Raw genomic sequence first — 23,329 nt, 5'->3', positions numbered from 1 at the left:
CACTCACGCGCGACGGCAGAGGGAAGCCGCCGGGTCAGACGACCCGGCGGCCGAGGGCGTCAGTCGTCGGACTTGCGCTTCGTGGCGTCGGTCTCGTCGAGGCGGTCGTTGTCGACCCGCTCGCCGTAGACCGGCTCCCCGTTGAGTTCGGCGACGGGCTTGGCCTCGTCCTCCGGCGTCGCGGTGGTCTCGATGTCCGAGGCGTTGTCGTCGACGACGCGCGACAGGGTCTGACGGTGCACCGTGACGACCGTGCCCGGTGCGATCTCGACGTCGGCGGTGACCTTCTCGTCGTCGACCGAGAGGAGCGTGCCGTAGAGGCCGAAGGACAGCATCACGCGAGCACCCGGCACCATCTTGGTGGCGAGCTCGCCCTGCTGCTTCTTGCGCTTGCGGCTGTTGTAGAACATGAAGGCCGCGAACGCCACGACGATGACGATGAGGATGACTTCTTGACCCATGATGCAGTTGCCTTCTCTGGTTGCTCGGTTTCGGGCCGTAGCAGTCTAGGGCACGCCACTGTGCGTGGCATGTCACCCGACCGATCGGCCGCTAGTCGGTGGTGTCGGAGTCGTCGAACAGTCCCGGGAGCGGTCCGACGCCCTGCCCCGGGGTGAGGCCGAGGTGCCGCCACGCGACCGGTGTCGCGATGCGGCCGCGCGGGGTGCGCGTGACCAGACCGACCCGGACGAGGAAGGGTTCGACGACCGACTCGATGGTCTCGGACTCTTCGCCGACCGACACCGCGAGGGTGTTCAGTCCCACCGGTCCGCCGTCGAAGCGGGTCAGCATGATCTCGACCACGGCGCGGTCGAGGCGGTCGAGGCCGAGCTCGTCGACGTCGTAGAGGTCGAGCGCGCCCTGGACGGCAGCCATGCCGTCGGTGGTGCGGTGCACGAGGGCGTAGTCACGGACCCGGCGGAGCAGCCGGTTCGCGATGCGCGGGGTGCCGCGGGAGCGCCCGGCGATCTCGCGCAGCGCGGACCGGTCGATGTCGAGTTCGAGCAGGTGGGCGGCGCGGATCAGGACCTGCTCGAGCTCGTCCTTCTCGTAGAACTCGAGGTGCGCCGTGAAGCCGAAGCGGTCACGGAGCGGGTTCGGCAGCAGGCCGGCGCGGGTGGTGGCGCCGACCAGGGTGAACGGTGCGAGGTCGAGCGGGATGCTCGTCGCGCCGGCGCCCTTGCCGACCATGACGTCGATCCGGAAGTCCTCCATCGCCAGGTAGAGCATCTCCTCTGCCGAGCGTGCCATCCGGTGGATCTCGTCGATGAACAGGACCTCGCCCGGCACGAGTGAGGACAGCACGGCCGCGAGGTCGCCGGCGTGCTGGATCGCGGGCCCGCTCGACATCCGCAGGGGACGACCGGTCTCGTGCGCGACGATCATCGCGAGTGTGGTCTTGCCGAGGCCGGGAGGACCCGCCATCAGGATGTGGTCCGGGGTGCGGTCCTGCATGCCGGCGGCCTTGAGCAGCAGGTCGAGCTGCCCGCGCACCTTCCGCTGCCCGACGAACTCGTCGAGCGACCGCGGACGGAGGGCCCCCTCGAAGGCGAGTTCCTCCTGCGACTCGGCTCCGGCTGACGTGATGCCGCTCATCGACCGGCACCGGCGGGCCGGAGCGCACCGAGCGCGGCGCGGAGCAGCGCCTGCGTGCCCATGGCCGCGGCCCCGGGCTCGTTCGCGACGGTCTCGTCGACGGCGGTCTGGGCGGCGTCCTCGCGCCAGCCGAGGCCGATCAGTGCGGAGACGACGTCGGTGGCTGCCGGGTGCGCGGCGGTACCCCGACCGGCGGTGACGACGGCGGCCTGCTCGAACGCGGCGAGCTTGCCGGTGAGCGCGAGGATGATGAGCTTCGCGGTCTTCGGGCCGATGCCGGAGACCTTGCGGAAGGCACCGTCGTCGTCCTTCGCGACGGCGTTGGCGACCTGCGACGGGTCCATGTGGGCGAGGACGCCCATCGCGGACTTCGGCCCGACGCCCGTGACGCTGCGCAGCAGGTCGAAGACCTGGAGGGCGTCGGTCGACTCGAAGCCGAAGAGCAGGTGCTCGTCCTCGCGCACGATCATCGCCGTGCGGACGAACACCTCGGCCCCGTGGCGCATCGTCAGCGCGTGGGCCGGGGTCACGGTGACGGCGTACCCGACTCCCCCGGCCTCGATCACCACGGCGGAACCGGCGATGTCGATGCAGGTACCCCGGAGACTCGCGATCATGCCCCGAGCCTACGGCTGCCCACCGACGCGGCCGACGAGCCACGCGGTCGTGCCGCGGCAGCGGCCGCACGGGCGAGCGGGGAGTCGACGTTGCCGCCCTGTGCATCGCGCCAGGCGCGCTGTGCCGGGGTGAGGTTCGTGGCACGCTCGCCGGCGACGTCAGGTGATCCGAGCCTCCAGGCATGGCACACGGCCAGCGCGAGCGCGTCGGCGGCGTCGGCCGGCTTCGGGGCCTCGTCCAGACCGAGGACGCGCGCGATCATGGTCTGTACCTGGCGCTTGTCGGCGTTGCCGTAGCCGGTGACGGCCGCCTTGACCTCGGACGGCGTGTGCAGGCCGACCGGCAGCCCGCGCGCCGCGGCGGCGTGCAGGGCCAGACCCGCCGCCTGGGCGGTTCCCATCACAGTGCGGACGTTCGCCTGGGCGAACACGCGCTCCACGGCGACCGCGTCCGGGTGGTGCTCGTCGATCTCGGCGGCGATGCCGTCGGCGATGCGGAGCAGCCGCTGTTCGAGCGGCATGTCCGCCGGGGTGCGCACGACCGTCACGTGGACGAGCCGTGCGCGCCGGTTCGGTGCGACCTCGACGACGCCGACGCCGCACCGGGTGAGCCCGGGGTCCACCCCGAGCACACGGAGCACGGCTACTCGCCCTCGTCCTCGTCGAGCTCGGCCTGGACGTCCGCCGGCACCTCGAAGTTCGCGTAGACGTTCTGCACGTCGTCGCTGTCCTCGAGCGCGTCGATCAGGCGGAAGACCTTGCGGGCGGTCTCGGCGTCGACCGGCACCTTGAGGCCGGGCACGAACTCGGCGTCGGCCGAGTCGTAGTCGATGCCGGCGTCCTGCAGCGCGGTGCGGGCCGCGACGAGGTCGCTGGCCTCGGTGATGATCTCGAAGCCGCCGCCCTGGTCGATGACGTCCTCGACACCGGCGTCGAGCACGGCGGTCATGACGGTGTCCTCGTCGAGGCCGTCGACCTTCGTGACCGAGATGACGCCCTTGCGCGAGAAGTTGTAGGCGACGCTGCCCGGGTCGGCCATCGTGCCACCGTTGCGGGACATCGCCGTCCGGACCTCGGCCGCCGCGCGGTTCTTGTTGTCGGTGAGGCACTCGATCAGCATCGCGACGCCGTTCGGGGCGTAGCCCTCGTACATGATCGTCGTGTACTCGATCGACTCACCGGTCAGGCCGGCACCGCGCTTGACGGCACGGTCGATGTTGTCGTTCGGGACCGAGGTCTTCTTGGCCTTCTGGATCGCGTCGACCAGCGTCGGGTTGCCCGACAGGTCGGCGCCACCCATCTTCGCGGCGACCTCGATGTTCTTGATGAGCTTGGCGAACGACTTGGCACGGCGGCCGTCGATGACGGCCTTCTTGTGCTTGGTCGTCGCCCACTTGGAATGCCCGGACACGGTTCTCCTTGCGTCTTGCGGAAAGTCGGGGTCAGTTTACCCAGCCGGGAGGCCCGGTGCCTCCCCGCCCCGCCGGTGCTGGCGCGCAGGCGGCCGGGCCCAGGGCGCGCGGCTCGCGTCAGGCGCTGCGCACCATGGCGAGGAAGCGGCGGTGGAAGCGGTCCTCGCCGGCGACCTCGGGGTGGAACGCACTCGCGAGCACGTTGCCCTGCTGCACCGCGACGACCTGCCCGTCCGCCAACGCACCGAGGACCTGGACGCCGGGTCCGTGCTGCTCGACGACGGGGGCACGGATGAAGACCGCGTGCACCGGCGCGTCGCCGAGCTCGGGCATCGGGACGTCGACCTCGAACGAGTCGTTCTGGCTGCCGAACGCGTTCCGTCGCACCGTGGTGTCGAGCACGTCGAGGGTCTGCTGCCCGCTGATGCCGTCGGTGATCCGTGACGACAGCATGATCATGCCGGCACAGGTCCCGTACGTCGGCAGGCCCCCACGGATCGCCTCGGCGAGGGGCTCGGCGACGCCGAACGCCCGGGACAGCTTGTCCATCACGCTCGATTCACCGCCGGGGATCACGACGCCGTCGAGGGCCGCGATCTCCTCCGGTCGACGGAGCGGCACGACGTCGGCGCCGAGCTCCGTCAACGAGGCGATGTGTTCGCGGAAGTCACCCTGCAGTGCCAGGACCCCGATGCGGGGCCGAGCGCCGCCCGTCGTGCTACCAGCCACGCTCGGCGAGGCGGTGCGGTGCGGGGACGTCGGCGACGTTGATGCCGACCATCGCCTCGCCCAGGCCACGTGAGACCTCGGCGATGACCTTGGGGTCGTCGTGGAACGTCACGGCCTTGACGATCGCCGCGGCACGCTTCGCCGGGTCGCCGGACTTGAAGATGCCGGAGCCGACGAACACGCCGTCCGCGCCGAGCTGCATCATCATCGCGGCGTCGGCCGGGGTGGCGACGCCACCTGCGGTGAAGAGCACGACGGGGAGCTTGCCGGTGCGGGCGACCTCGCGCACGATCTCGAACGGCGCCTGCAGTTCCTTGGCGGCGACGTAGAGCTCGTCCTCCTTGAGGTGGCGCAGTGCCGCGATCTCCTTGTTGATCGTGCGGATGTGCTTCGTGGCCTCGGACACGTCACCCGTGCCGGCCTCGCCCTTGGAACGGATCATCGCGGCGCCCTCGGTGATGCGACGGAGCGCCTCGCCCAGCTCGGTGGCACCGCAGACGAACGGCGTGGTGAAGTTCCACTTGTCGATGTGGTTGACGTAGTCGGCGGGCGAGAGCACCTCGGACTCGTCGATGTAGTCGACGCCGAGCTCCTGCAGCACCTGCGCCTCGACGAAGTGGCCGATGCGGGCCTTCGCCATGACGGGGATCGACACGGCGGCGATGATCTCCTCGATCATCGACGGGTCGGACATGCGGGCGACGCCGCCCTGTGCGCGGATGTCGGCGGGGACGCGCTCGAGGGCCATGACCGCGGTCGCGCCGGCTTCTTCCGCGATGCGGGCCTGCTCGGCGTCGACGACGTCCATGATGACGCCGCCCTTGAGCATCTCGGCGAGGCCGCGCTTGACGCGGTCGGAGCCGGTGATCGAGGTGCCAGGGGTGCCGGAGGTGCTGGTGCTGTCGCTCATGATGCCGATCAGTCTAGTCCGCTGCAGGCCAGCCCTCGGCGACCAGTCGGCGGGTGTCCCCGAGCATCTGGGACATCGACTTCGTCCGCGCGATGATCGGGAAGAAGTTCGCGTCGGACTGCCACCGCGGCACGATGTGCTGGTGCAGGTGCGCGGCGATACCGGCCCCAGCGACCTCGCCCTGGTTCATCCCGATGTTGAAGCCGTCGCAGTGCGACACGGCACGCAGGACCCGCATCGCGGTCTGGGTGAGTTCGCCCATCTCGCGGAGCTCGTCCGGTGTGGCCTCGTCGTAGAGCGGCACGTGGCGGTACGGGCAGACGAGCAGGTGTCCGTTGTTGTAGGGGAACAGGTTGAGCAGCACGTAGGCGTGCTCGCCCCGCGCGACGATGAGAGCGTCCTCGTCGGACTTCCGCGGTGCCTCGCAGAACGGGCAGTCGTCGGCGTGCCCGCGACCCGTGCCCTCGCGCCCGGCGTCGATGTACGCCATCCGGTGCGGGTTCCACAGGCGCTGGAAGGCATCCGGGACGGCCGCTCCGGTGGCGGCGTCCCGGATGACCAGCGGGTCCTGCTCGTCCGTCATCAGACCTGCGCGCGCTCGCGGATCGCCGTCAGGATGCGGTCGACCGCCTCGTCCACGGGCACGGCGTTGTCCTGCCGTCCGTCGCGGAAGCGGAACGACACCGCCCCGGCGTCGCGGTCGTCGCCGCCCGCGATGAGCTGGAACGGCACCTTCGCCTTGGTGTGCGTGCGGATCTTCTTCTGCATGCGGTCGTCCGAGTGGTCGACCTCGGCACGGACGCCGTGCGACCGGAGCTTCGCGACGACCTCGTCGAGGTAGTCGCCGTACTCGGCCGCGACGGGGATGCCGACGACCTGCACCGGGGACAGCCAGGCCGGGAACGCGCCCGCGTAGTGCTCGGTCAGCACCCCGAAGAACCGCTCGATCGAGCCGAACAGTGCGCGGTGGATCATCACCGGGCGCTGACGGGACCCGTCTGCCGCGGTGTAGTCGATGCCGAAGCGCTCGGGCAGGTTGAAGTCGAGCTGGACGGTCGACATCTGCCACGTGCGGCCGATGGCGTCACGCGCCTGCACCGAGATCTTCGGGCCGTAGAAGGCGGCACCGGCGGGGTCGGGCACGAGTTCCAGGCCGGATTCCTCGGCGACCTCGCGCAGGGTGTTCGTGGCGACGTCCCAGACCTCGTCGTCGCCGACGTACTTCTCCGGGTCCTTCGTCGAGAGCTCGAGGTAGAAGTCGTCGAGACCGTAGTCGCGCAGCAGCGAGAGCACGAACTCGAGGGTCGTGGTCAGCTCCTCCTTCATCTTCTCCTGCGTGGTGAAGATGTGGGCGTCGTCCTGGGTCATGCCGCGCACGCGGGTGAGGCCGTGGATGACGCCGGACTTCTCGTTGCGGTAGACCGTGCCGAACTCGAACATGCGCAGCGGCAGGTCGCGGTAGGAGCGCGGCTGCGACCGGTACGCCAGGATGTGCATCGGGCAGTTCATCGGCTTGAGGTAGTAGTCGGCACCCTGCCGCGTGACGTTGCCGTCCTCGTCCTTGGCCTCGTCCATGTGCATGGCCGGGAACATGCCGTCCTTGTACCAGCCGAGGTGCCCGGAGGTCTCGAACAGGTCGCCCTTGGTGATGTGCGGCGTGTAGACGAACGAGTAGCCGTTCTCCTCGTGCCGGCGACGCGAGTAGTCCTCCATCTCGCGGCGGATGATGCCGCCCTTGGGGTGGAAGATCGCCAGGCCGGAACCGATCTCGTCGGGGAACGAGAAGAGGTCGAGCTCGGCACCGAGCTTGCGGTGGTCGCGCTTCGCGGCTTCCTCGAGGCGGACGAGGTACGCCTTGAGCTGGTCCTTGTCGGGCCAGGCGGTGCCGTAGATGCGCTGCAGCTGCGGGTTCTTCTCCGAGCCGCGCCAGTACGCGGCGGCGACGCGCATGAGCTTCGCGGCGTTGCCGATCCACCGGGTGTGCGGCACGTGCGGACCGCGGCAGAGGTCCTGCCAGACGACCTCGCCCGACTTCGGGTCGACGTTCTCGTACACGGTGAGCTCGCCGGCGCCGACCTCGACGTTCTCGCCGGAGTCGCCGTCCGTCGCCGCGCCCTTCAGCCCGATGAGCTCCTGCTTGTACGGCTCCCCCGCCATCAGTTCGCGCGCCTGCTCGTCGGTGACGACCACGCGGCGGAAGCGCTGGGCCTGCTTGACGATGCGGTCCATGCCCTTCTCGATCGCCTTGAGGTCCTCGGGGGTGAAGGGCTCGGCGACGTCGAAGTCGTAGTAGAAGCCGTCGGTGACGGGCGGACCGATGCCGAGCTTGGCGTCGGGGTTGATCTGCTGGACGGCCTGCGCCAGCACGTGTGCAGCCGAGTGACGGAGGATGTCGAGCCCGTCCTGCTCCTGCAGGGTGACGGCCTCGGCGGTCTCGCCGGCCTGGACGTCGGCAGCGAGGTCCTTCAGGACACCGTCGACACGGATCGCGACGACGCCGCGCTCACCGTCGAAGAGCTCGGTGCCCGTCGTGGTGGTCGTCGCGGTCCGGGGCTCGGGTGCCTGGGGAAGCTCTGCGGGCGCGGGTGCGACTGACTCGGTCACGATGATGGGACTCCTCGATCGAAATGGTGCGTCAAGACTAGTGCGCGCGCGGCGGTTAGGCGGGCACGGCGCCGAGCGTGGTGACGGGCAGTCGGGGCTCGAGCCGCTCGCGTCCGTCCAGCCCGTCGAGCTCGAGCAGCGCGGCGAACCCGACGGCCTGGTACCCGGCGCGTTCGAGCAGCGTGATGGTCGCTGCTCCGGTACCGCCGGTGGCCAGGACGTCGTCGACGACGAGGACCCGGGTGCCCGCGGGCAGCTGGCCCGGGCGCAGCTCGAGCTCGGCCTCGCCGTACTCGAGCGCGTACTGCTCGCTGAGGACCTCGCCGGGCAGCTTGCCGGCCTTGCGCACGGTGAGCACGCCGACCTGGTGCCGGGCGGCGATGCCACCGGCGAGGGCGAAGCCACGGGCCTCGATGCCGGCGACGGCGTCGAACCCGGCGCCGACCGCGAACGGCGCGGCGAGTGCCTCGCACACGCGGCCGAACGCCACGGCGTCCGAGAACACCGGCGTCACGTCACGGAACAGCACCCCCGGCTTCGGGAAGTCCGGGACGACGGCGGTCAGGCGTTCGACGAGTGCAGCTGCGGTTTCGGTCACCCACCAACGGTACGGGAGGCCCGGGGTGCGTCCGGACGCCCCGCACGGTGCGAGGTCGGTCGCGCCGTGCCGGGTCGTCGGTGCGGCGCACGGTGTCGTCGGTACGGCGCACGGTGCGGGTTGCGTCGGCCGGTGCGCCGACGGTGGCTCGGTGCGGGGCTGTCCCCCCGCACCGAGCCACCAAGCGGGCACGGGACGGCGACGGTCGCACGGTGCGACGGTCGGGTGTCCGATCCGGCTCAGCGCCAGGCGCGCATGAGTGCGGCCTGCAGGAGCAGGTCGTTCTCGCGCTGCTGCCGCTCGCGGTCGAGCTGCAGGCGTGTTCCGTGGTCGATCACCAGACGGACCCGGCGGGTGCGGCGACTCCAGATGATGAGCGACATGCCGATGCGCAGCGCGACGCGGTCGGTGAAGGAGACCCGGCGGCGCGGCGCGCGGGTATCGGGAGGACGGGTGGCGGTCTTCGATGACACGGTGATCCCTTTCAGGGCATGACGGAATTGCCCGGCACGCGGGCAGGAGTGGATTGCCCGGCACGCGGGCGGGGGTAATGAATGCGTGAGAATGCATTCCGCGGTGGTCGGAGGAATGTCCGACGACGAGTTGCGGAATGCCTTCCGGTACCGAGAGCGCCACACCGACCGCCGACGTTCTCCGGCGACGATCGAGACGGTCCGACCGCGTGCACGGAACACGCGGATCGGGACCGATCGGCGATCGTCGGAGCCGGTTCGCCGCGAGCCTGATCGGCTCAGCGCGAGGTGTCAGGCGACGAACTCGTCACGTGACGAGCACTTCGAACGACACAGATGTCGGAGGAAAGTGGAACGCTCCGGGTCAGCGGACGCGGAACGGGGTGCCGACGCGTCCGCGGATTCCACGGAACGGAATGGTTGCGGTGATCATCATGGTCGGCCCCCTTTCGGTCTCGAGCTGTCGGAGTCGTCCCCCGGCTGCCATGCAGCGGTTCGCGACGAGTGAACACTATCGGCACCGCAATTCGCAGCGCAACCCCTTTTCTCGATTTCTCCGGAATTGCATTCCCGAACAGGTTCCGCACGGTGCGAGGTTCGTGGTCTCGCGCCGCTGTGCGCGCTGGGTGCCGAGGTCTTGTCGGTCACCGAGCGGTCGATCCCGTACCGGGTGGCGGGGCGTGCACCGTGCGCCGACGACGGGCGTGCGGAGATGTGCGCGACCGGCACCGGGCCTCCAGGCTGCACGGTGCGACGTTGGCGGACCGGTGGCAGTCTGCGTGCTCGGTGCGGGGCAGCAAGCGCGCCCGGTGCGGTCAACCTCGCACCGGGTGGTGGAGCACGCACCGTGCGCAGGGCGCCGCACCCGCACCGCACCCGCACCGCACCCGCACCCGGGCGCGACGAAGGCCCGGTACCGAACCGGTACCGGGCCCTCGTCGTCCGACGGCTGCTACAGCGTCGCGGGTTCCACCACGGCCGCCGTCAGCACGTCGTCCACGACGTCGATCCGCACGGTGTCCCCGGCGGTCGCGCCACCGTCGACCACGAGCGTCGCGATGCGGTCGTCGACCTCGCGCTGGATGAGCCGACGGAGCGGACGGGCGCCGTACTCGGGTTCGTACCCGTGCTCGGCGAGCCAGTCGACCGCGGCGTCCGACACGGAGAGCACCATGTCCTGCGCGACGAGCCGCAGCGCCGTGTCCTGCAGCAGCAGCGACACGATCGACGCGATCTGCGACCGGTCGAGCTTGCGGAAGAGCACGATCTCGTCGATGCGGTTGATGAACTCCGGCCGCATCGCCTCGCGCAGCTTGCCCATCACGCGGGCACGGAGGTCGTCCTCGCCGTAGCCGTCGGTCGTGCCCACCGGCGCGAACCCGAGGGCGCCCGACCGCGAGGCCAGGAACTCCGAGCCGATGTTCGACGTCATGATGACGACGGTGTTGCGGAAGTCCACCGTGCGCCCCTGGCCGTCGGTCAGTCGACCGTCGTCCAGCACCTGCAGCAGCAGGTTGAACACGTCGGGGTGGGCCTTCTCGACCTCGTCGAGCAGGATGACCGAGTACGGGTTGCGGCGCACACGCTCGGTGAGCTGCCCGGCCTCGTCGTACCCGACGTACCCGGGAGGCGCACCGACCAGGCGCGAGACCGTGTGGCGTTCGCCGAACTCGCTCATGTCGAAGCGGAGCATGGCGGACTCGTCACCGAACAGCGACGACGCGAGGGCCTTCGCCAGCTCGGTCTTGCCGACGCCGGTCGGGCCGAGGAACAGGAAGCTGCCGACCGGTCGGCGCTGGTCGCCCATGCCGGTGCGGCTGCGCCGGACGGCCTTCGCGATCGCCGCGACGGCGTCGTCCTGGCCGACGACGCGCTCGTGCAGCTCCTGCTCGAGCACGGCGAGCCGTGAACGGTCGCCCTGGGTCAGACGCGTCGCCGGGATGCCGGTGGCACGCGACACCACGCCCGCGATGTCGCGTTCCGTGATCGAGGTGCCCACGGATTCCGGACGGGTGGGCCCACGCCGCCGGTCCCGCGGCGACGCGTCAGCGGCGTCGCGGCCGTGCCGGTGGGGAGCGCGCCCAGCGTCCGCCGACGTGGCGGCGGCGATCCGGGCCTCCAGTCCGACCGTCTCGTCGCGCAGGCGCGACGCCTCTTCGTACCGTTCCTCGGCGACCGCGCGGTCCTTCTCGGCGAGCAGCTCGGCGACCTGGTCGCGCAGGGCCTCGACGTCGACGTCACCCGAGCGGGCGAGCCGGCGACGTGCGCCGGCCTGGTCGATGAGGTCGATGGCCTTGTCCGGCAGGTGCCGGTCCGTGACGTAGCGGTGCGAGAGCTCGACGGCGGCGCGGAGCGACTCCGGCGTGTAGACGACGCCGTGGTGCTCCTCGTACCGGGGCGCGAGCCCGGTCAGGATCGCGACGGCGTCCTCGACACTCGGCTCCCCGACCGTGACCGGCTGGAAGCGACGCTCGAGTGCGGCGTCCTTCTCGATCCGGCGGTACTCGTTCAGGGTGGTCGCGCCGACCAGGTGCAGGTCGCCGCGGGCGAGCCGGGGCTTGAGGATGTTGCCGGCGTCCATCGAGCCGCCCTCACCGCCTCCGCCGGCGCCGACGACGGTGTGGAGCTCGTCGACGAAGACGATGAGCTCGTCGGCGTGCGCCGCGATCTCGTCCATGGCCTTCGTCAGGCGCTCCTCGAAGTCGCCGCGGTACCGGGTGCCGGCGAGCATGCCGGGCAGGTCGAGTGCGACGACCCGCTTGCCCTGCAGCAGGGACGGGACGTCGCCGTCGACGATGCGCTGCGCGAGTCCCTCGACGATGGCGGTCTTGCCGACGCCGGGCTCGCCGATCAGGACGGGGTTGTTCTTGGTGCGGCGGAGCAGGATCTCGACCGCCTGTTCGATCTCGTCGGCACGACCGATCACCGGGTCGATGCGGCCGTCACGGGCCCGCGCGGTGAGGTCGGTGCCGAACTGGTCGAGGGTCGGGGTGTCGCTGTCGGTCTCGGTCGTGCCGGGTGCTGTGTCGGTTCCGGGCATGGGGCGCCCCTCTCGTGCTGCTGCCGCGGCCTGCTGGGCGTAGTCCTGCATGGCCTGCGGGGTGACACCGGCGCTGGCGAGCAGCTGCCCGGTGACGGTCTCCTGGTCGGTCACGAGCGCGAAGAAGACGTGCTCGGGATCGGTGTAGGTGCTGCCGAAGCCCCGCGCGGCCTGGGTGGCCTCGACGAGGATGCGCTGCGCCGTGCCGGTGAGGGCCGGGCGGCCGGTCTGCTCGGCCTGCGGTTCGCGCGCCATCGGCAGGCGCTGCTCGATCTCGGCGGCGAGGCGCTCGGGGTCGACCCCGGCGGAACGGACGACGGCGTCGAACGGTTCGGTGCGGACGAGCACGTGCAGCAGGTGCAGTGCGTCGACCTCGCGCTGTCCCTGCGACACCGCGTACTCGGCGGTGTGCTGGAGCAGCTCGTGGGTACGGCGGCTGAGGAGCCGCGTGATGTCCACCGGTCGGCCGAACGCACGGACGCGCTGCGGGTCGCCGGTGTTCTGCGCCGCGAGGAGTCGGGCGAGGAACTCGTCGAACGAGTCACTGCCGCTGGTCGGGCCGAACGTCTCTGGCAAAGGGACCTCCTGGGAACTTGAGTGCCTTCGACTCAATGCAACGCAGGAGGACCAGGGTCATTCCCGGTCCGGCGAGAAACTTGCGGCGACCCGACTCAGGTCCGCGCGATCGCAGCGGAGACCGCGTCGGTGACCCGCGCGAGGTCGGCCGGTGCGACCTCGATGTCGAACCCGCGGCGACCTCCGGAGACGAAGATGCTGTCGTACGCCAGCGCCGACTCGTCGAGGACGGTCCGGATCCGGGACTTCTGGCCGACCGGGCTGATCCCGCCGACGACGTACCCGGTGCGCTTCTCGGCGAGGGCCGGGTCGGCCAGCGTCGCCTTCTTCCCGCCGACGGCCGCGGCGATGGCCTTGAGGTCGAGCCGGTTCGCCACCGGCACGATCGCCACCGCCAGTGCGCCGTCGACCGACACCACCAGGGTCTTGAAGACCTGCTCCTCGCGGAGTCCCAGGGCGGCGGCGGCCTCCTCGCCGAAGTTCGTGGCGCTCTCGTGGTGGTCGTACACGTGCGGCGTGTACGACACCCCGGCTCGGTCGAGCGCGACGGTCGCTGGGGTGCTCGGCGAACCTGCGGTCATGCGCCGATCCTCTCCCGTGCTCCCGTCCTGTCCGTGGCGGCACGCGGGCGTTACGCTGAACCGACCATGACCGTCGCCCTGCTGGTCCTCCGCGCCGCCGCCGCGCTCGTGCTCGGTGCGCCGGCAGTCGGCGACCCCGCGGGCGGTGTCCTGCCGCTCCTGGCGGTCGCCGCGCTCGGTCTGACGGCCGTCGCCGTGGCGGTGCTCGTCGCACAGGTGCTCGCCACGGTGCTCGCCGCGGTGCTCGGACTCGGCACGACGGTCGTCGAGCGCGACGCGGTCCCCGACCTGGTGACGCGCATCGCGTGGAGCCACCCCGATGCCGACGGGCACGTCCGATCGCGTGCTCCGGGAGTCGTCGCCCCGGCCTGACCACCCATCGGTGGCCGGGCCCGTCGCGACCCCTGCTCTGCACCACCACCGATCGGAACCGTCATGGACCTGTCCACCCTGCCCCTCGTCGGCCCGCTGCTGCACGGCGGCGCGGACCTCGTCGCCGCCCTGACCGCGGCGCTCTCCCCCGTCGCCGGCTCGTTCGCCGCGGCGATCGCCGTCGTCCTGCTCACCCTCGCCGTCCGAGCCGTGCTCGTCCCGTTGTCCGTCCTGCAGGTGCGAGCGGAGCGCGACCGGCGTCGGCTCGCGCCGCAGCTCGCCGCGCTGCGGAAGCGCCACGGGAAGAACGCCGAGCAGCTGCAGCGGGCCGTCCAGCAGCTCTACACGAACGAGAAGGTCTCACCCCTCGCCGGCTGCCTGCCCGTCCTCGCGCAGGCTCCGGTGCTGTCCTTCGTCTACGCCCTGTTCACGCACGCGTCGATCGGCGGCACGGCCAACGCCCTGCTCGAGGCCACCCTGGTCGGCATTCCGCTCGGGCACTCGCTCGTCGTCACGCTGACGTCGCCGCTCTGGGTGCACGCCTGGGTCGTGGTGCTGTTGCTCGTCGTGCTCGCCGTCGTGGTGGAGCTCAGCCGTCGGGCGAACCTGCGTTGGAACCCGCTACCCACGCCGGAGCCCGGCGCGCAGGTGCCCGGTGCCACCGCCACCGCGGCGATCGGGCGGTTCGCACCGTTCATCACGGTCGGGTTCGCCGCGATCGCGCCGCTCGCCGCCGCGCTGTACGTCGTGACGAGCGCCGCGTGGACGGCGGGCGAGCGCGCGGTGTTGCGCCGGGTGATCCGGTAGCGCGGGCGCGCGGCGTCGGGCCCGGCGTCAGCCGCCCTGGCCCTCCTGCTGCGGCCCCTGGTCGACCGGGTCGTACTCGGTGCCGCGACCTTGTTCCTCGTCGGCGGTCGGCACGTGGCGCTCCGTGCCGGTCCCGCCGGGACTCGTCGCGACGTAGTCGGCCTCGCCCGACTGGGTGTCGTGGCTCAGCGGCTCGAGGGTCTCCGGGTCGGCGTCGTGCCGCGGTTCGGGTTCGGTGCTCATGGGTCACGCCTACTCCCCTCGTTCTGGGTGCGCGCCGCCGTCCGCGCAGTGCCACGATGAAGGGAGTCCACGCGACCGGCAGATCGGGAGTGCGCATGGCCCACGACGACGTGGCAGCGGAACGGGCACGGCTCGAGGCCGTCGCCTGGGGAGCGGGATCGAGCCCCGCCGACGCGGCGCGCGCCCGGATCGCGCTGCAGGACCTGGCGAGCGGGCGGCGGTCCGGTGGTCGGCGGGCGGTCGCGGGTGTCGCCGCCGCCTCGGGGTCGGGCGAGCGGTCGGGAGGCACGGCCCCCGCCAGCGCGCAGGTCGCGTCCCCCGAACGGTCGGCTCCACCGCCCGTGCCCTCGCCGGAGCGGTCGGCCCCGGAGCGCCCGACGGCTGCTGCCGAGCCGGAGCCGTCCCTGCGGACGTCGGCCGGACCGTGGGCGGCGACCGAAGCCCGGGAACCCGAGCGTGTCGACGACGCGAGTGGTGACGGCGGGGCTGAGCCGGGCCTCCCGGTCGAACCGACCCGACGGTCCGGGTGGCGCACGCTGCTCTGGACGGGACGGCCGCGCGTCTGGGTCGCGCTCGGCGCGGCGGCGGCCATCGGGGTCGCGTTCGCTGCCGGCACCGTCGTCGGGCCCGTGCGTGGCGACGTGGCGGCGGCACCGAGCGTCACGCCCACGGCGGGCACGGTCACGCTCGAGCAGCTGCTCGACGTCCCGCAGACCTACGCCGACCAGCTGCCGGGGCCGGTGGAGGCGCCGGTGAGCCTGCACTCCACGCGGCTCGTGTTCACGAACCGGGCGCTCGACGGCAGCTCGTTCGACACGCCGTGGGCCGTGTGGGCCGGGATCGGCACCGACCGGTCGACGATCTGCCTCGTCGCGACGGCGAACCGGATCGAGTCGTCGACGGCGTGCTTCCCGCGCGAGGCGGCGCTGCACGGCTCGGTGTCGATGTCGGCGCAGTCGATGAGCGGGACGCTGACGATCGCGCTGCGCGGCGGCGGGGTGCAGGGGCGGGTGACGAACGAGAACTGAGCGGGCGCCGCTTCTCGGCGGTCCGAGTATTGGAGCGCTCCGAGAATCTCGTCCGACCCCCTCGCGGGCTGCGGTCCATCGTGCAACACTGGATGAGCGCACTCGCCGTGGAGTCGTACCCACATCACCCACATCCACAGCGAGCGCGCCCCGCAGACCCCCCGGTCACCGTCGTTCCCCCGAACGGCACCGTTGCGCGCTCGCCCGTGCCCCGGAGGAGGTCAGCAGCGTGTCCACCAACACCACCACCTCGGCCGTGTCGACGAACACGCGGCCGATCACCGTCACCACCCAGTCGATCGTCGGCATCGCCGTGCTCGGGCTGGCGACGTTCTTCGCCATCACCACCGAGCTCATGCCCGTCGGGTTGCTCGGCACGATGAGCGCCGACCTCGGCGTCTCCGAGGCCACCATGGGCATCGTCGTCACCGTGTACGCGGGGGCCGTGGCGCTCCTGGCGCTACCGCTCACCGCCTTCACCGCGAAACTCCCCCGCAAGGCCGTGCTCGTGTCGACGCTCGTCGGCTACACGGTCTCGAACCTGATGATCGCGTTCGCACCGTCGTTCGCCGTCGTCTGCGCGGGTCGCGTGGTCGGCGGCGTCGCGCACGCGTTGTTCTTCTCGGTCGCCTCGGCGTACGCCACCCGGATCGTGCCACCGCGCCTGGCCGGTCGGGCGATCGCGTTCGTGTACTCGGGCAGCTCGCTCGGCTTCGTGCTCGGCGTTCCCGTCGCCACCTGGGTCGCGCAGCACATCGGCTGGCGTCCCGCCGTGTTCTCGATCGGTGTCGCCGCCGCCGTGCTCGCCGCCGTGGCACTGCTGTTCCTGCCCGCCGTCAGCGGTGCGTCGTCGCCGCACATCGGGTCCCCGAAGGCCTGGGCGCGCACCGGCCTGCTGTCCGTCGTGATCGCCGACCTGCTCCTGTTCGCCGGGCACTACGTCGTCTACACCTACGTCGGGCCGTACGCGATCGACGCCGGACTCGACGCCTCGATGGTGAGTGGTGCGCTGCTCGTCCTCGGCGGCACCGGGGTGATCGGCCTCTGGCTCGCGGGCATGTTCGTCGACCGGGCTCCCCGGCAGACCCTCATCGCCGCCGTCGCCGTGATGGCCGCCGCGTTCGCCGCGATGCCGTTCGTGCACGGCTCCCTGGTCGGCACGATGGTCGTCGCCGGCGTGTGGATGGCCGCCAACGGCACGACCGGCACGCTCTTCATGGCGGCGGCGATCCGCTCCGGGGGCGTCTCCCCCGACATCGCCGGCGCGCTCATCAACGGTGCGTCGAACATCGGCATCGCCGGAGGCGCGGCCATCGGCGGGCAGGCGCTCGGGATCGTCGGGCTGCAGTACCTGCCGTTCGCCGGGGGCGCCGTGCTGCTCGGCTCGCTCGGGGTCGTCGTCCTGGCGCGTCGGGGCTTCCCGGTGCACTCGGTCGGGCAGGAGCACCTGTCGACGTCGTCGATCGAGGCGATCACGTCCTCGCTCGCGGTGGTCACCACGTCGGTGCCCGTCGTCGGCCGGGCGATCCAGACCCTGACGGGCTCGGTGGCGACGGTCACGGGGTCGCACCGCACGCACCGCACGCAGTAGCCCGGGCGGGCGCGAGCGCGTCGTCGTCGGGCGCGTGCGTGGGGTGCGTGCCCGTGCGGCGCCGAGGTTCCGAAATCTCGGCATCTCGACGGTCCTGGCAGCGATCCGTGGAACCTCGGCGGTGGGGCGGCGGCATGTCGTGGAACCTCGGCGGCGAAGCCCGGGCGTGGCGTCGTCGCTGCGGAGGGTGTCGGCGTGTGGCGAGGGGCCGCGGCGACATGCCGTGCGCGCGGCGTTGAGGTTCCACGAACTGCCGTTCGCGTTGCGTTGAGGTTCCACGAACTGCCGTTCGGGACGCCGAGATGGGCAGATTTCGGAACCTCGGGGCGCGCACCGACGACGAAGGGCGGGCCCGGCAGCGCGCCGGACCCGCCCTTCGTCCTTCGCAGATCAGTCCTGCAGGTGGCTCCGGCGACGGTTGCGCACCGCGCGGTAGGTCAGGAGCGCCGCACCGAGCAGCACGAGCACCCCGGCCGCGATGAGCCCGGGCTTCAGGTCCGCACCGGTGTAGGCCAGCGGCCCACCGTCGCCGACGTCACCCGAACCAGCGGCCGGCGCGTTGCCCGAACCACCGGCAGCGGGCACGGTCGGGACCGCCGTCGGCGAAGTGCTCGGCGTCGGAGCACTGGGCGACGGCGACGGTGCCGGGGTGACCGCGGCGTCGACCACGAAGGCGAGCGGCGTCGCGGCACCGTCCTCGGGCGTGACGACGGTCGCCGGGGTGGCGCCGTCGACGTCGACCGTGATCACGTACTCGGTCGTCGGCTGGAGGCCGGTCAGGTCGAACGCGCCGTCCTCGTCGGTCGAGACGGTGACGGGGTCGCCGGCGTCGTCCTCGGTCGGGGTGGCGACGACCTCGACGTCGGCGATCGGGTCACCGTTCGTGTCGACCACGGTGCCGGGCTGGTCGGTCGTGACGACCTCGGACTCGGCGGCCGACGTGAACGGCAGGTCCGACGTCACGCTGGTGCCGGTCAGCGCCCCGATGCCGGTGTTCGCGGTGTCGCCGGTCGCACCCGCGGCGGGGACCACCGTGCGGACCGTGTAGGTGCCGGTCACCGTGGCGAAGACGTAGCGGCCGTCGGCGTCGGTGGTGTCCGAGCCGACGACGGCACCGTTCTCGTCGAGGAGTTCCACGACGACGCCGGCCGGGACGGGTGTCCCGTCGAGCGACACGACACCGGTCACGGTGGCGATCACGGCGGGCGGGGCGACGATCGCCTCGGGTTCGGCCGGTGCGGCACCGGCGTCACCGGTGGTGATCGGCACGGGTGGTTCGCCGGCCACCGAGACCTCCACCGCGGTGTCCGCGGGCAGGTCGGATGCGGTGTACACACCGTCGCTGTTCGTCGTGGTCTCGATCGGGTCGCCCCCGGGGACGTCGATGACGACGGGCACGTTGGCCGCGGGGTGGTCCTCCTCGTCGTTCACCGTCCCGATGACCGCGACGGTCTCCGGCGGCGACGTGAACGCGAAGTCGGCGACCCCGTCGACGCCGCCTGGGGTGCCGGCGACGGCGAGCGACACCCGCTGCGGCTGCTCCGGACCATCAGCGCCCGCCGGCGGCGTGACCTCGACGCGGTAGTTCGCGATCACCGGCAACTGCGGGAACACGTAGTTGCCGTCGGCGTCGGTGGTCGTCGTGTACACGGTGCCGCGCGGCGCGGTCACGGTGACGGTCGCACCGGGGATCGGCGTGCCGTCGAGCGTCGCGGTGCCGTTGATCGCCGCCGTGCGGTTGGCGAACCAGGTCTGGTAGACGGGGAACCCGCTGCGCTGCTGGTACGTGATCGTCAGGCTGGTCAGCGAGACGGTCGGGGTGAACCAGGCGGAGGCACCCGCGGTGTCCGACGCGGCGGCGTTGCCGGTCAGGGTGCGGGTCGCTTCGTCCCAGGTCGGCTCGTCCTGGCCGGTCGTGCCGTCGGGGTCGGGCGTGCAGGACCAGCCGCCCGGCGCCGGTGCCGCCGAGCACGAGTTGTAGGACCCCTCGTAGCCGAGCTGCTCGGCGGTCGCCGCGCCACCACCGGCCACCGTCGCCGAGATCGTGGCCTGGTCGGCGTCGATGTCGCCCAGGACGAACGACCAGCTCTGTGCGCCGGGCGTCGCGCCGTCGAAGGTGTAGGTGGTGGTCGACGCGCCGGCCGTGGTGGGCGAGTCGGCGAACGGCCGCTGGTTCATGTACGTCTGCGCCCGACTCGAGCCGTAGACCGCACCCGACGGCGTCCCTGCCGACTGCCACGTGGACGCCCCGCTGATGACGGTCGACTGCCGCGAGTTCGAGGTGAACGTCGTGGCGGGGAACCCGGGCAACGTCATCGTGCCGGTGTACGCCTTCGACGCGCCGCTCAGCGTGAACGTGCCCCAGTTGCCCGCGGGCTCCGCCGAGGCGCTCGTCGCACCGCCGATCGCGAGTCCTGCTCCGAGTGCGAGGGCGGTGAGCCCCGCCGTGACCGCGCGCCAGCGCCGCATGTGTACTCCCCTGGTGATGACGTCGGCGTGCCCCGACGTCCGCGCAGGCTATCCAGACGGCGAGGACCCGGCCCACACCGACACCACATCGTGATTCAGGCTCGTCGGTCGAGCAGCACGAGCAGCGCGTCCAGTGCAGCGACCTGGCCCGCGACGAGCAGTTCCCGTGCCTCGTCGACCGGCACCCACCGCCCGTCGTCCACCTCCGGCACGTCGACGAACCGCCCCGAGCCTCGCGGCAGCTCGAGCCGGACGGTGTTGCTCCGCACCGCGGCGACGTCGAACCCCGGCGCCGAGGCCGAGAACACCCGCACGCGCTTGCCGGACGCCTGCCGGAACTCGCCCAGGTCCGCGACCGCGTCGGCGGTCACCGGTGCGGGGACGCCGATCTCCTCGCCGAACTCGCGCAGCGCCGTCGCGAGTGGGTCCTCCCCTGGTTCGACGAGCCCCTTCGGGATCGACCAGGCTCGCGGTCGGTTCCGCCAGAACGGCCCGCCCATGTGCGCGACGAACACCTCCGGCCCGGTCGGACCGGTCCGGTGCAGCAACAGTCCGGCGCTCACCACCACGCCTGCGACACTACGCGGCGTCGGACGGGAGGCCCGGCCCGCGTCCGTCACGCCGGTCACCAGCGCGCACGGCCGGTTCCACGGCTCCCGACCGGAGTACCGTGTGGCGCACGGAGCGCCAGGTGACGCCCCCGGAGGACCTGCGATGAAGGAGGCCGATCGGGATGGACGAGCGATGGACGACGGTGACGTTGGCCGCCGACGCGGCGATGCCCCACGACGAGGCCCTGCGGTGGATCGCCGCGCGGGTCGGCACGGGCATCGAGCGGCTCAGGATCATCGGCGCCGACCACGCGCTGGAGGGCCGGACCGCGGTCGCCGACCAGCTCGCCGAGGCCGCGCGGACCGCGCTGCCCGGTGTGGCGGTCGAGGTGCACCGGCACGCCGACCCGTTCGCGGCCGCGCTCGTCGAGGAGTCGGACGGCGGCGACCTGCTCGTGATCGGGAGCTTCCGCCACCGGCGCGGGTCGACGGCCGGCGGGGACCCGGCGCGGGTCGCCGAGCGTGCGGCCGTCCCGACCGTGGTCGTGCCGGAGGGTCCGCACCCGATCGACGGCGACGTCGTGCTGGCGGTCGAGGACCCGATCGACGAGCGGGCCGCGTCGGTGGACGCGGCCGATGGTGCGCTCAGCCGGCGAGGGCACGGATCGCGGCGGCCATCCGCGCGGTCAGGTAGGTGACGCCGCGCTCGTTCGGGTGCAGGGCGCCCGCCTTCAGGTCTATCTTCCGCAGGTCACCGGAGCCGGTCAGGGTGACCCCGGCGACGTAGCGCTTCGACGCCGCGCACGGTGAGTGGTCCTGGGTGCTCGCGAAGACGTCGACGAACCGCACCCCGGCAGCGTCGGCAGCCGAACGGGAGACCTCGTTGAGCTCGTCCTGGACGCCGTGCAGGTACTCGACGTCGGTGTCCGTGAACGGGTAGGTGTCCGAGGGGAACGAGCCCGCCAGGGTGCCGAGGTCGAGCGCGGATCGGAAGCAGCCCTTCGCGGGGGTGTCCTCCGCGTCGGGGAAGATCGCCGGGTACCCGAGGAACACGACGACGGCGTTCGGGGCGGCCCGCTGCACCGCGCCCAGGGTGTCCGCGATGCCGAGCGCCACCCGCGACTGGATCTTCACGGCGAGCTGGTCGACGCCGTCCCGCACCAGGGTGCTCTCGCACGAGGGGGCGTCGCGGCCCGAGAACACCGGGCCGTTCGCGGAGATCGCCAGGCAGGACGCGGCCGTGCCGAACAGGTCGGCGTCGTTGCCGCCGATCGTCAGGGTCACCAGCCGGGTGCGGTCGGACAACGCCTCGATCTGGGGTGGGACCCCGTTGAACTGGTGGCCCGTGGTGACGTCGTCGCTCGTGGCGCCGGCGCAGGTGACGTCGGTCAGGGCGAGCCCGAACTGCGCCGCGAGCCGGTGCGGGTAGTCGCGCGCCGACTGCACGCAGGCGGTGGTGGGCAGTCCGGTGCGGTCCCGCAGGCCGTACCCGGCCGAGTAGGAGTCGCCGAGCGCGACGTACTCGCTGCCCGGTGGGATCGCGTCGAGCCACTCGGCGGGGTCGCCGGTGACGGAGTACGGCGCCGGCACCGGCCACATCGGCGCCGCCGACGCGGACGGCACACCGACGGACCCGCCGAGGCCCGCCGCCACGAGACAGACGGCGCCGACCACCGCCAGGGCGGCGCGCAGTGGTCGGCGGACGATGCGGAGCAGGTGCGGCCTCAGCGGCGTCCGAGGCGGCGCTCGCCGCCGCTGCCCGTGCGGTACTCGATGCCGTAGTGCTGGTAGAGCTCGGGCTCGGTCGCGGCGTCGAGCTCGCCGTCGGTCGCGATGGACGGCGCGTCCTTCACGAGCTTCTTCGGGAACGTCACGCGCAGGTGCTTCGGCGCGACGGTCGCCCCGACGAGCGGGACGAACACGAGCTTGTGGAAGCCGACGAGCCCGGTCGTGAGCGCACCGAACGTCGGTTCGGACGTGGCGGTGTCGTAGTAGATGCTCTCGAGCGTCCCGACCTTGTCCTCGGCCTCGTCGACGACCGGCAGGCCGATCCAGTCACGGATGTTGGCGGCTTCGAACACGAAGGTCTCCTTCCGAGTGCCCGGAGGGTCCGGGTGGCTCTCGGTCGACGCTACCGGTCGGTCGCCTGTGCGGTCACCGCGAGGACGCCGAGCCGGTCCACCGCGGCGAGCACGTCGTCCGCCCCGACGGCGAGGATGGCGGGATCGGGATCCTCGGCGAAGACGTCGCCGCGCCGGACCGATGCGTCCGTGAGGACGATGTGCGGGCCGGATGCCGGGGGTCCCCACGCCTCCGGCGGCGCCGGCCCGAACAGCACCACGGACGGCACGCCGTAGGCGGTCGCGAGGTGCGCGGCACCGGTGTCGACGGTCACGACGAGGCGCGCCGCGGCGATCACCCCCGCGAAGTCCTGCAACTCCAGGGAGCCGGCCAGCACCGCCCCCGGCGCCAGGCCGGCCGCGTCCGCGACGGCACGAGCCCGGACGACGTCGTCCGCGCCTCCCGTCAGGACCACGTCGGCACCGCGGTCCCGCAGCCCACGCACCACGTCGGCGAAGCGGTCCGTCGGCCAGTGCCGCGCCCCGTGGAAGGCGCCCACGTGCACGACGGCGGCGTCGGCGACGACGGGCGGGGCCGCCGGACGGGCGAGGGACACGTCGTCGGCGTCGGCGGGTACGCCGTGCCAGGTGAGCAGGTCCGCCCAGCGGTCGCGCTCGTGCACGTCGGACCGCCACTCCGGGCCCTCGTAGCCGCGGGTGGGGTCCGCGTGCCCGATGACCCGGCGGGGCTGGAGGGCGGTGATCAGGTCGGACGACTCCGGACCGGCGCCGTGCAGGTTCACCGCGATGTCGACCGTGCCGGCGGGGACGGCGATCGGGTGGTCGAGGCCGTGTTGCGCCAGGTGGACGTCCACCGCCGGGACGAGCTCGACGACCGGAGCCAGCCACGCGGTCGTGGCGAGGGTGATCCGGTGGTCGGGGAAGGCCCGTCGCAGGGCACGGAGCGCGGGGACGGCGACCAGGAGGTCGCCGAGCTTGATGGCGCGGAGGACGACGAGTTCGGGGCGTCCGTCGGCGTCGGGGAGTGTCTCGAGGGCGGTCACGACCGCGA

At 72.2% G+C, this 23,329-nt stretch carries 24 protein-coding genes; 5 read left to right on the top strand and 19 right to left on the bottom strand.

Annotated features, from left to right (window positions below; translation table 11 throughout):
- Window positions 1-59 precede the first annotated feature (59 nt).
- The 13 genes from yajC to ybaK form a co-directional block, all read right to left on the bottom strand.
- Complete coding sequence (yajC, locus tag KZI27_RS11155) at window positions 60-461, bottom strand: preprotein translocase subunit YajC (RefSeq protein ID WP_222657703.1); 402 nt, start codon at window positions 459-461, stop codon at window positions 60-62.
- A gap of 91 nt (window positions 462-552) precedes the next feature.
- Window positions 553-1,596 carry a Holliday junction branch migration DNA helicase RuvB gene (gene ruvB / locus KZI27_RS11150; RefSeq protein ID WP_222657702.1) on the bottom strand — a complete coding sequence of 348 codons (1,044 nt, stop codon included), beginning with the start codon at window positions 1,594-1,596 and terminating at the stop codon, window positions 553-555.
- Window positions 1,593-2,213: a Holliday junction branch migration protein RuvA gene (gene ruvA / locus KZI27_RS11145; RefSeq protein WP_222657701.1), complete on the bottom strand. Its 621-nt coding sequence runs from the start codon at window positions 2,211-2,213 to the stop codon at window positions 1,593-1,595. Before ruvA ends, ruvB begins: the two co-directional genes overlap by 4 nt.
- Window positions 2,210-2,854 carry a crossover junction endodeoxyribonuclease RuvC gene (gene ruvC, locus KZI27_RS11140; protein ID WP_222657700.1) on the bottom strand — a complete coding sequence of 215 codons (645 nt, stop codon included), beginning with the start codon at window positions 2,852-2,854 and terminating at the stop codon, window positions 2,210-2,212. Before ruvC ends, ruvA begins: the two co-directional genes overlap by 4 nt.
- A 2-nt stretch (window positions 2,855-2,856) precedes the next feature.
- A complete protein-coding gene (locus tag KZI27_RS11135; RefSeq protein ID WP_123312636.1) occupies window positions 2,857-3,624 on the bottom strand; it encodes a YebC/PmpR family DNA-binding transcriptional regulator in 768 nt (255 codons plus the stop codon).
- Window positions 3,625-3,742: 118 nt separating this feature from the next.
- Entirely contained in the window at window positions 3,743-4,354 is a 612-nt protein-coding gene (pdxT, locus tag KZI27_RS11130; RefSeq protein ID WP_123312637.1) for a pyridoxal 5'-phosphate synthase glutaminase subunit PdxT, read from the bottom strand.
- Complete coding sequence (gene pdxS / locus KZI27_RS11125) at window positions 4,344-5,264, bottom strand: pyridoxal 5'-phosphate synthase lyase subunit PdxS (RefSeq protein WP_111084046.1); 921 nt, start codon at window positions 5,262-5,264, stop codon at window positions 4,344-4,346. The genes pdxT and pdxS overlap by 11 nt, the downstream gene beginning before the upstream one ends.
- Window positions 5,265-5,277: 13 nt before the next feature.
- Window positions 5,278-5,847, bottom strand: coding sequence for an HIT family protein (locus tag KZI27_RS11120; RefSeq protein WP_123671781.1), 570 nt, complete (start codon window positions 5,845-5,847; stop codon window positions 5,278-5,280).
- Window positions 5,847-7,868, bottom strand: a complete 2,022-nt coding sequence (gene thrS, locus KZI27_RS11115) for a threonine--tRNA ligase (RefSeq protein ID WP_222657699.1) — start codon at window positions 7,866-7,868, stop codon at window positions 5,847-5,849. Before thrS ends, KZI27_RS11120 begins: the two co-directional genes overlap by 1 nt.
- 55 nt (window positions 7,869-7,923) lie before the next feature.
- A complete protein-coding gene (locus KZI27_RS11110; protein WP_222657698.1) occupies window positions 7,924-8,466 on the bottom strand; it encodes an adenine phosphoribosyltransferase in 543 nt (180 codons plus the stop codon).
- Between the two features lie 239 nt (window positions 8,467-8,705).
- A complete protein-coding gene (locus KZI27_RS11105; protein WP_222657697.1) occupies window positions 8,706-8,939 on the bottom strand; it encodes a hypothetical protein in 234 nt (77 codons plus the stop codon).
- Between the two features lie 952 nt (window positions 8,940-9,891).
- Window positions 9,892-12,555, bottom strand: coding sequence for an ATP-dependent Clp protease ATP-binding subunit (locus tag KZI27_RS11100; RefSeq protein WP_222657696.1), 2,664 nt, complete (start codon window positions 12,553-12,555; stop codon window positions 9,892-9,894).
- A 95-nt stretch (window positions 12,556-12,650) separates the two neighbouring features.
- Window positions 12,651-13,136 (bottom strand): Cys-tRNA(Pro) deacylase, encoded by a 486-nt coding sequence (gene ybaK / locus KZI27_RS11095; RefSeq protein ID WP_123312643.1) that lies wholly within the window; start codon window positions 13,134-13,136, stop codon window positions 12,651-12,653.
- Between the two features lie 66 nt (window positions 13,137-13,202).
- Here ybaK and KZI27_RS11090 point away from each other — a divergent pair, with 66 nt between their 5' ends.
- A complete protein-coding gene (locus tag KZI27_RS11090) occupies window positions 13,203-13,508 on the top strand; it encodes a DUF6412 domain-containing protein (RefSeq protein ID WP_222657695.1) in 306 nt (101 codons plus the stop codon).
- Between the two features lie 63 nt (window positions 13,509-13,571).
- On the top strand, window positions 13,572-14,315 hold the full coding sequence (locus tag KZI27_RS11085; RefSeq protein WP_222657694.1) for a YidC/Oxa1 family membrane protein insertase: 744 nt from the start codon (window positions 13,572-13,574) through the stop codon (window positions 14,313-14,315).
- A 27-nt stretch (window positions 14,316-14,342) separates the two neighbouring features.
- On the opposite strand, the gene KZI27_RS11080 is transcribed toward KZI27_RS11085, so the two are convergent.
- Window positions 14,343-14,558, bottom strand: a complete 216-nt coding sequence (locus tag KZI27_RS11080; RefSeq protein WP_111084054.1) for a hypothetical protein — start codon at window positions 14,556-14,558, stop codon at window positions 14,343-14,345.
- Between the two features lie 95 nt (window positions 14,559-14,653).
- Between KZI27_RS11080 and KZI27_RS11075 the strand changes: the two genes are divergently transcribed.
- Together KZI27_RS11075 and KZI27_RS11070 are read left to right on the top strand one after the other, a co-directional pair.
- On the top strand, window positions 14,654-15,586 hold the full coding sequence (locus tag KZI27_RS11075) for a hypothetical protein (RefSeq protein WP_222657693.1): 933 nt from the start codon (window positions 14,654-14,656) through the stop codon (window positions 15,584-15,586).
- 229 nt (window positions 15,587-15,815) lie between these two features.
- On the top strand, window positions 15,816-17,177 hold the full coding sequence (locus tag KZI27_RS11070; protein ID WP_123312647.1) for an MFS transporter: 1,362 nt from the start codon (window positions 15,816-15,818) through the stop codon (window positions 17,175-17,177).
- Between the two features lie 390 nt (window positions 17,178-17,567).
- Here the strand turns inward: KZI27_RS11070 and KZI27_RS11065 are convergent, their stop codons facing one another.
- The gene (locus KZI27_RS11065) at window positions 17,568-19,646 is read right to left on the bottom strand and encodes a carboxypeptidase regulatory-like domain-containing protein (RefSeq protein ID WP_222657692.1); all 2,079 of its coding nucleotides are present in this window, start codon (window positions 19,644-19,646) and stop codon (window positions 17,568-17,570) included.
- A gap of 95 nt (window positions 19,647-19,741) precedes the next feature.
- Window positions 19,742-20,209, bottom strand: a complete 468-nt coding sequence (locus tag KZI27_RS11060; protein ID WP_315971194.1) for an NUDIX domain-containing protein — start codon at window positions 20,207-20,209, stop codon at window positions 19,742-19,744.
- Window positions 20,210-20,379: 170 nt separating this feature from the next.
- Between KZI27_RS11060 and KZI27_RS11055 the strand changes: the two genes are divergently transcribed.
- The gene (locus KZI27_RS11055) at window positions 20,380-20,895 is read left to right on the top strand and encodes a universal stress protein (RefSeq protein ID WP_222657691.1); all 516 of its coding nucleotides are present in this window, start codon (window positions 20,380-20,382) and stop codon (window positions 20,893-20,895) included.
- Here KZI27_RS11055 and KZI27_RS11050 read toward each other — a convergent pair.
- From KZI27_RS11050 to KZI27_RS11040, 3 genes are all read right to left on the bottom strand, one after another.
- On the bottom strand, window positions 20,843-21,850 hold the full coding sequence (locus KZI27_RS11050) for an SGNH/GDSL hydrolase family protein (protein ID WP_222657690.1): 1,008 nt from the start codon (window positions 21,848-21,850) through the stop codon (window positions 20,843-20,845). The genes KZI27_RS11055 and KZI27_RS11050 overlap by 53 nt on opposite strands.
- 71 nt (window positions 21,851-21,921) lie before the next feature.
- Window positions 21,922-22,278, bottom strand: coding sequence for a PRC-barrel domain-containing protein (locus KZI27_RS11045; RefSeq protein ID WP_222657689.1), 357 nt, complete (start codon window positions 22,276-22,278; stop codon window positions 21,922-21,924).
- A gap of 50 nt (window positions 22,279-22,328) precedes the next feature.
- Window positions 22,329-23,321, bottom strand: coding sequence for a glycosyltransferase family 9 protein (locus tag KZI27_RS11040; RefSeq protein WP_222657688.1), 993 nt, complete (start codon window positions 23,319-23,321; stop codon window positions 22,329-22,331).
- Between the last annotated feature and the right edge of the window lie 8 nt (window positions 23,322-23,329).

Origin of the sequence: Curtobacterium sp. TC1, assembly GCF_019844075.1 — a bacterium.
In the GTDB taxonomy this organism is placed as follows: Bacteria; Actinomycetota; Actinomycetes; order Actinomycetales; family Microbacteriaceae; genus Curtobacterium.
The sequence above is the reverse complement of the archived record's forward strand: the minus strand, read 5'-3'. Positions and strand labels throughout refer to the sequence as shown.

What these genes read in the sequence shown, in the direction of transcription:
- yajC (WP_222657703.1), bottom strand. Translation starts at nt 461, where the DNA reads ATGGGTCAAGAAGTCATCCTCATCGTCATCGTCGTGGCGTTCGCGGCC.
- ruvB (WP_222657702.1), bottom strand. Translation starts at nt 1,596, where the DNA reads ATGAGCGGCATCACGTCAGCCGGAGCCGAGTCGCAGGAGGAACTCGCC.
- ruvA (WP_222657701.1), bottom strand. Translation starts at nt 2,213, where the DNA reads ATGATCGCGAGTCTCCGGGGTACCTGCATCGACATCGCCGGTTCCGCC.
- pdxS (WP_111084046.1), bottom strand. Translation starts at nt 5,264, where the DNA reads ATGAGCGACAGCACCAGCACCTCCGGCACCCCTGGCACCTCGATCACC.
- KZI27_RS11120 (WP_123671781.1), bottom strand. Translation starts at nt 5,847, where the DNA reads ATGACGGACGAGCAGGACCCGCTGGTCATCCGGGACGCCGCCACCGGA.
- ybaK (WP_123312643.1), bottom strand. Translation starts at nt 13,136, where the DNA reads ATGACCGCAGGTTCGCCGAGCACCCCAGCGACCGTCGCGCTCGACCGA.
- KZI27_RS11090 (WP_222657695.1), top strand. Translation starts at nt 13,203, where the DNA reads ATGACCGTCGCCCTGCTGGTCCTCCGCGCCGCCGCCGCGCTCGTGCTC.
- KZI27_RS11085 (WP_222657694.1), top strand. Translation starts at nt 13,572, where the DNA reads ATGGACCTGTCCACCCTGCCCCTCGTCGGCCCGCTGCTGCACGGCGGC.
- KZI27_RS11080 (WP_111084054.1), bottom strand. Translation starts at nt 14,558, where the DNA reads ATGAGCACCGAACCCGAACCGCGGCACGACGCCGACCCGGAGACCCTC.
- KZI27_RS11075 (WP_222657693.1), top strand. Translation starts at nt 14,654, where the DNA reads ATGGCCCACGACGACGTGGCAGCGGAACGGGCACGGCTCGAGGCCGTC.
- KZI27_RS11065 (WP_222657692.1), bottom strand. Translation starts at nt 19,646, where the DNA reads ATGCGGCGCTGGCGCGCGGTCACGGCGGGGCTCACCGCCCTCGCACTC.
- KZI27_RS11055 (WP_222657691.1), top strand. Translation starts at nt 20,380, where the DNA reads ATGGACGAGCGATGGACGACGGTGACGTTGGCCGCCGACGCGGCGATG.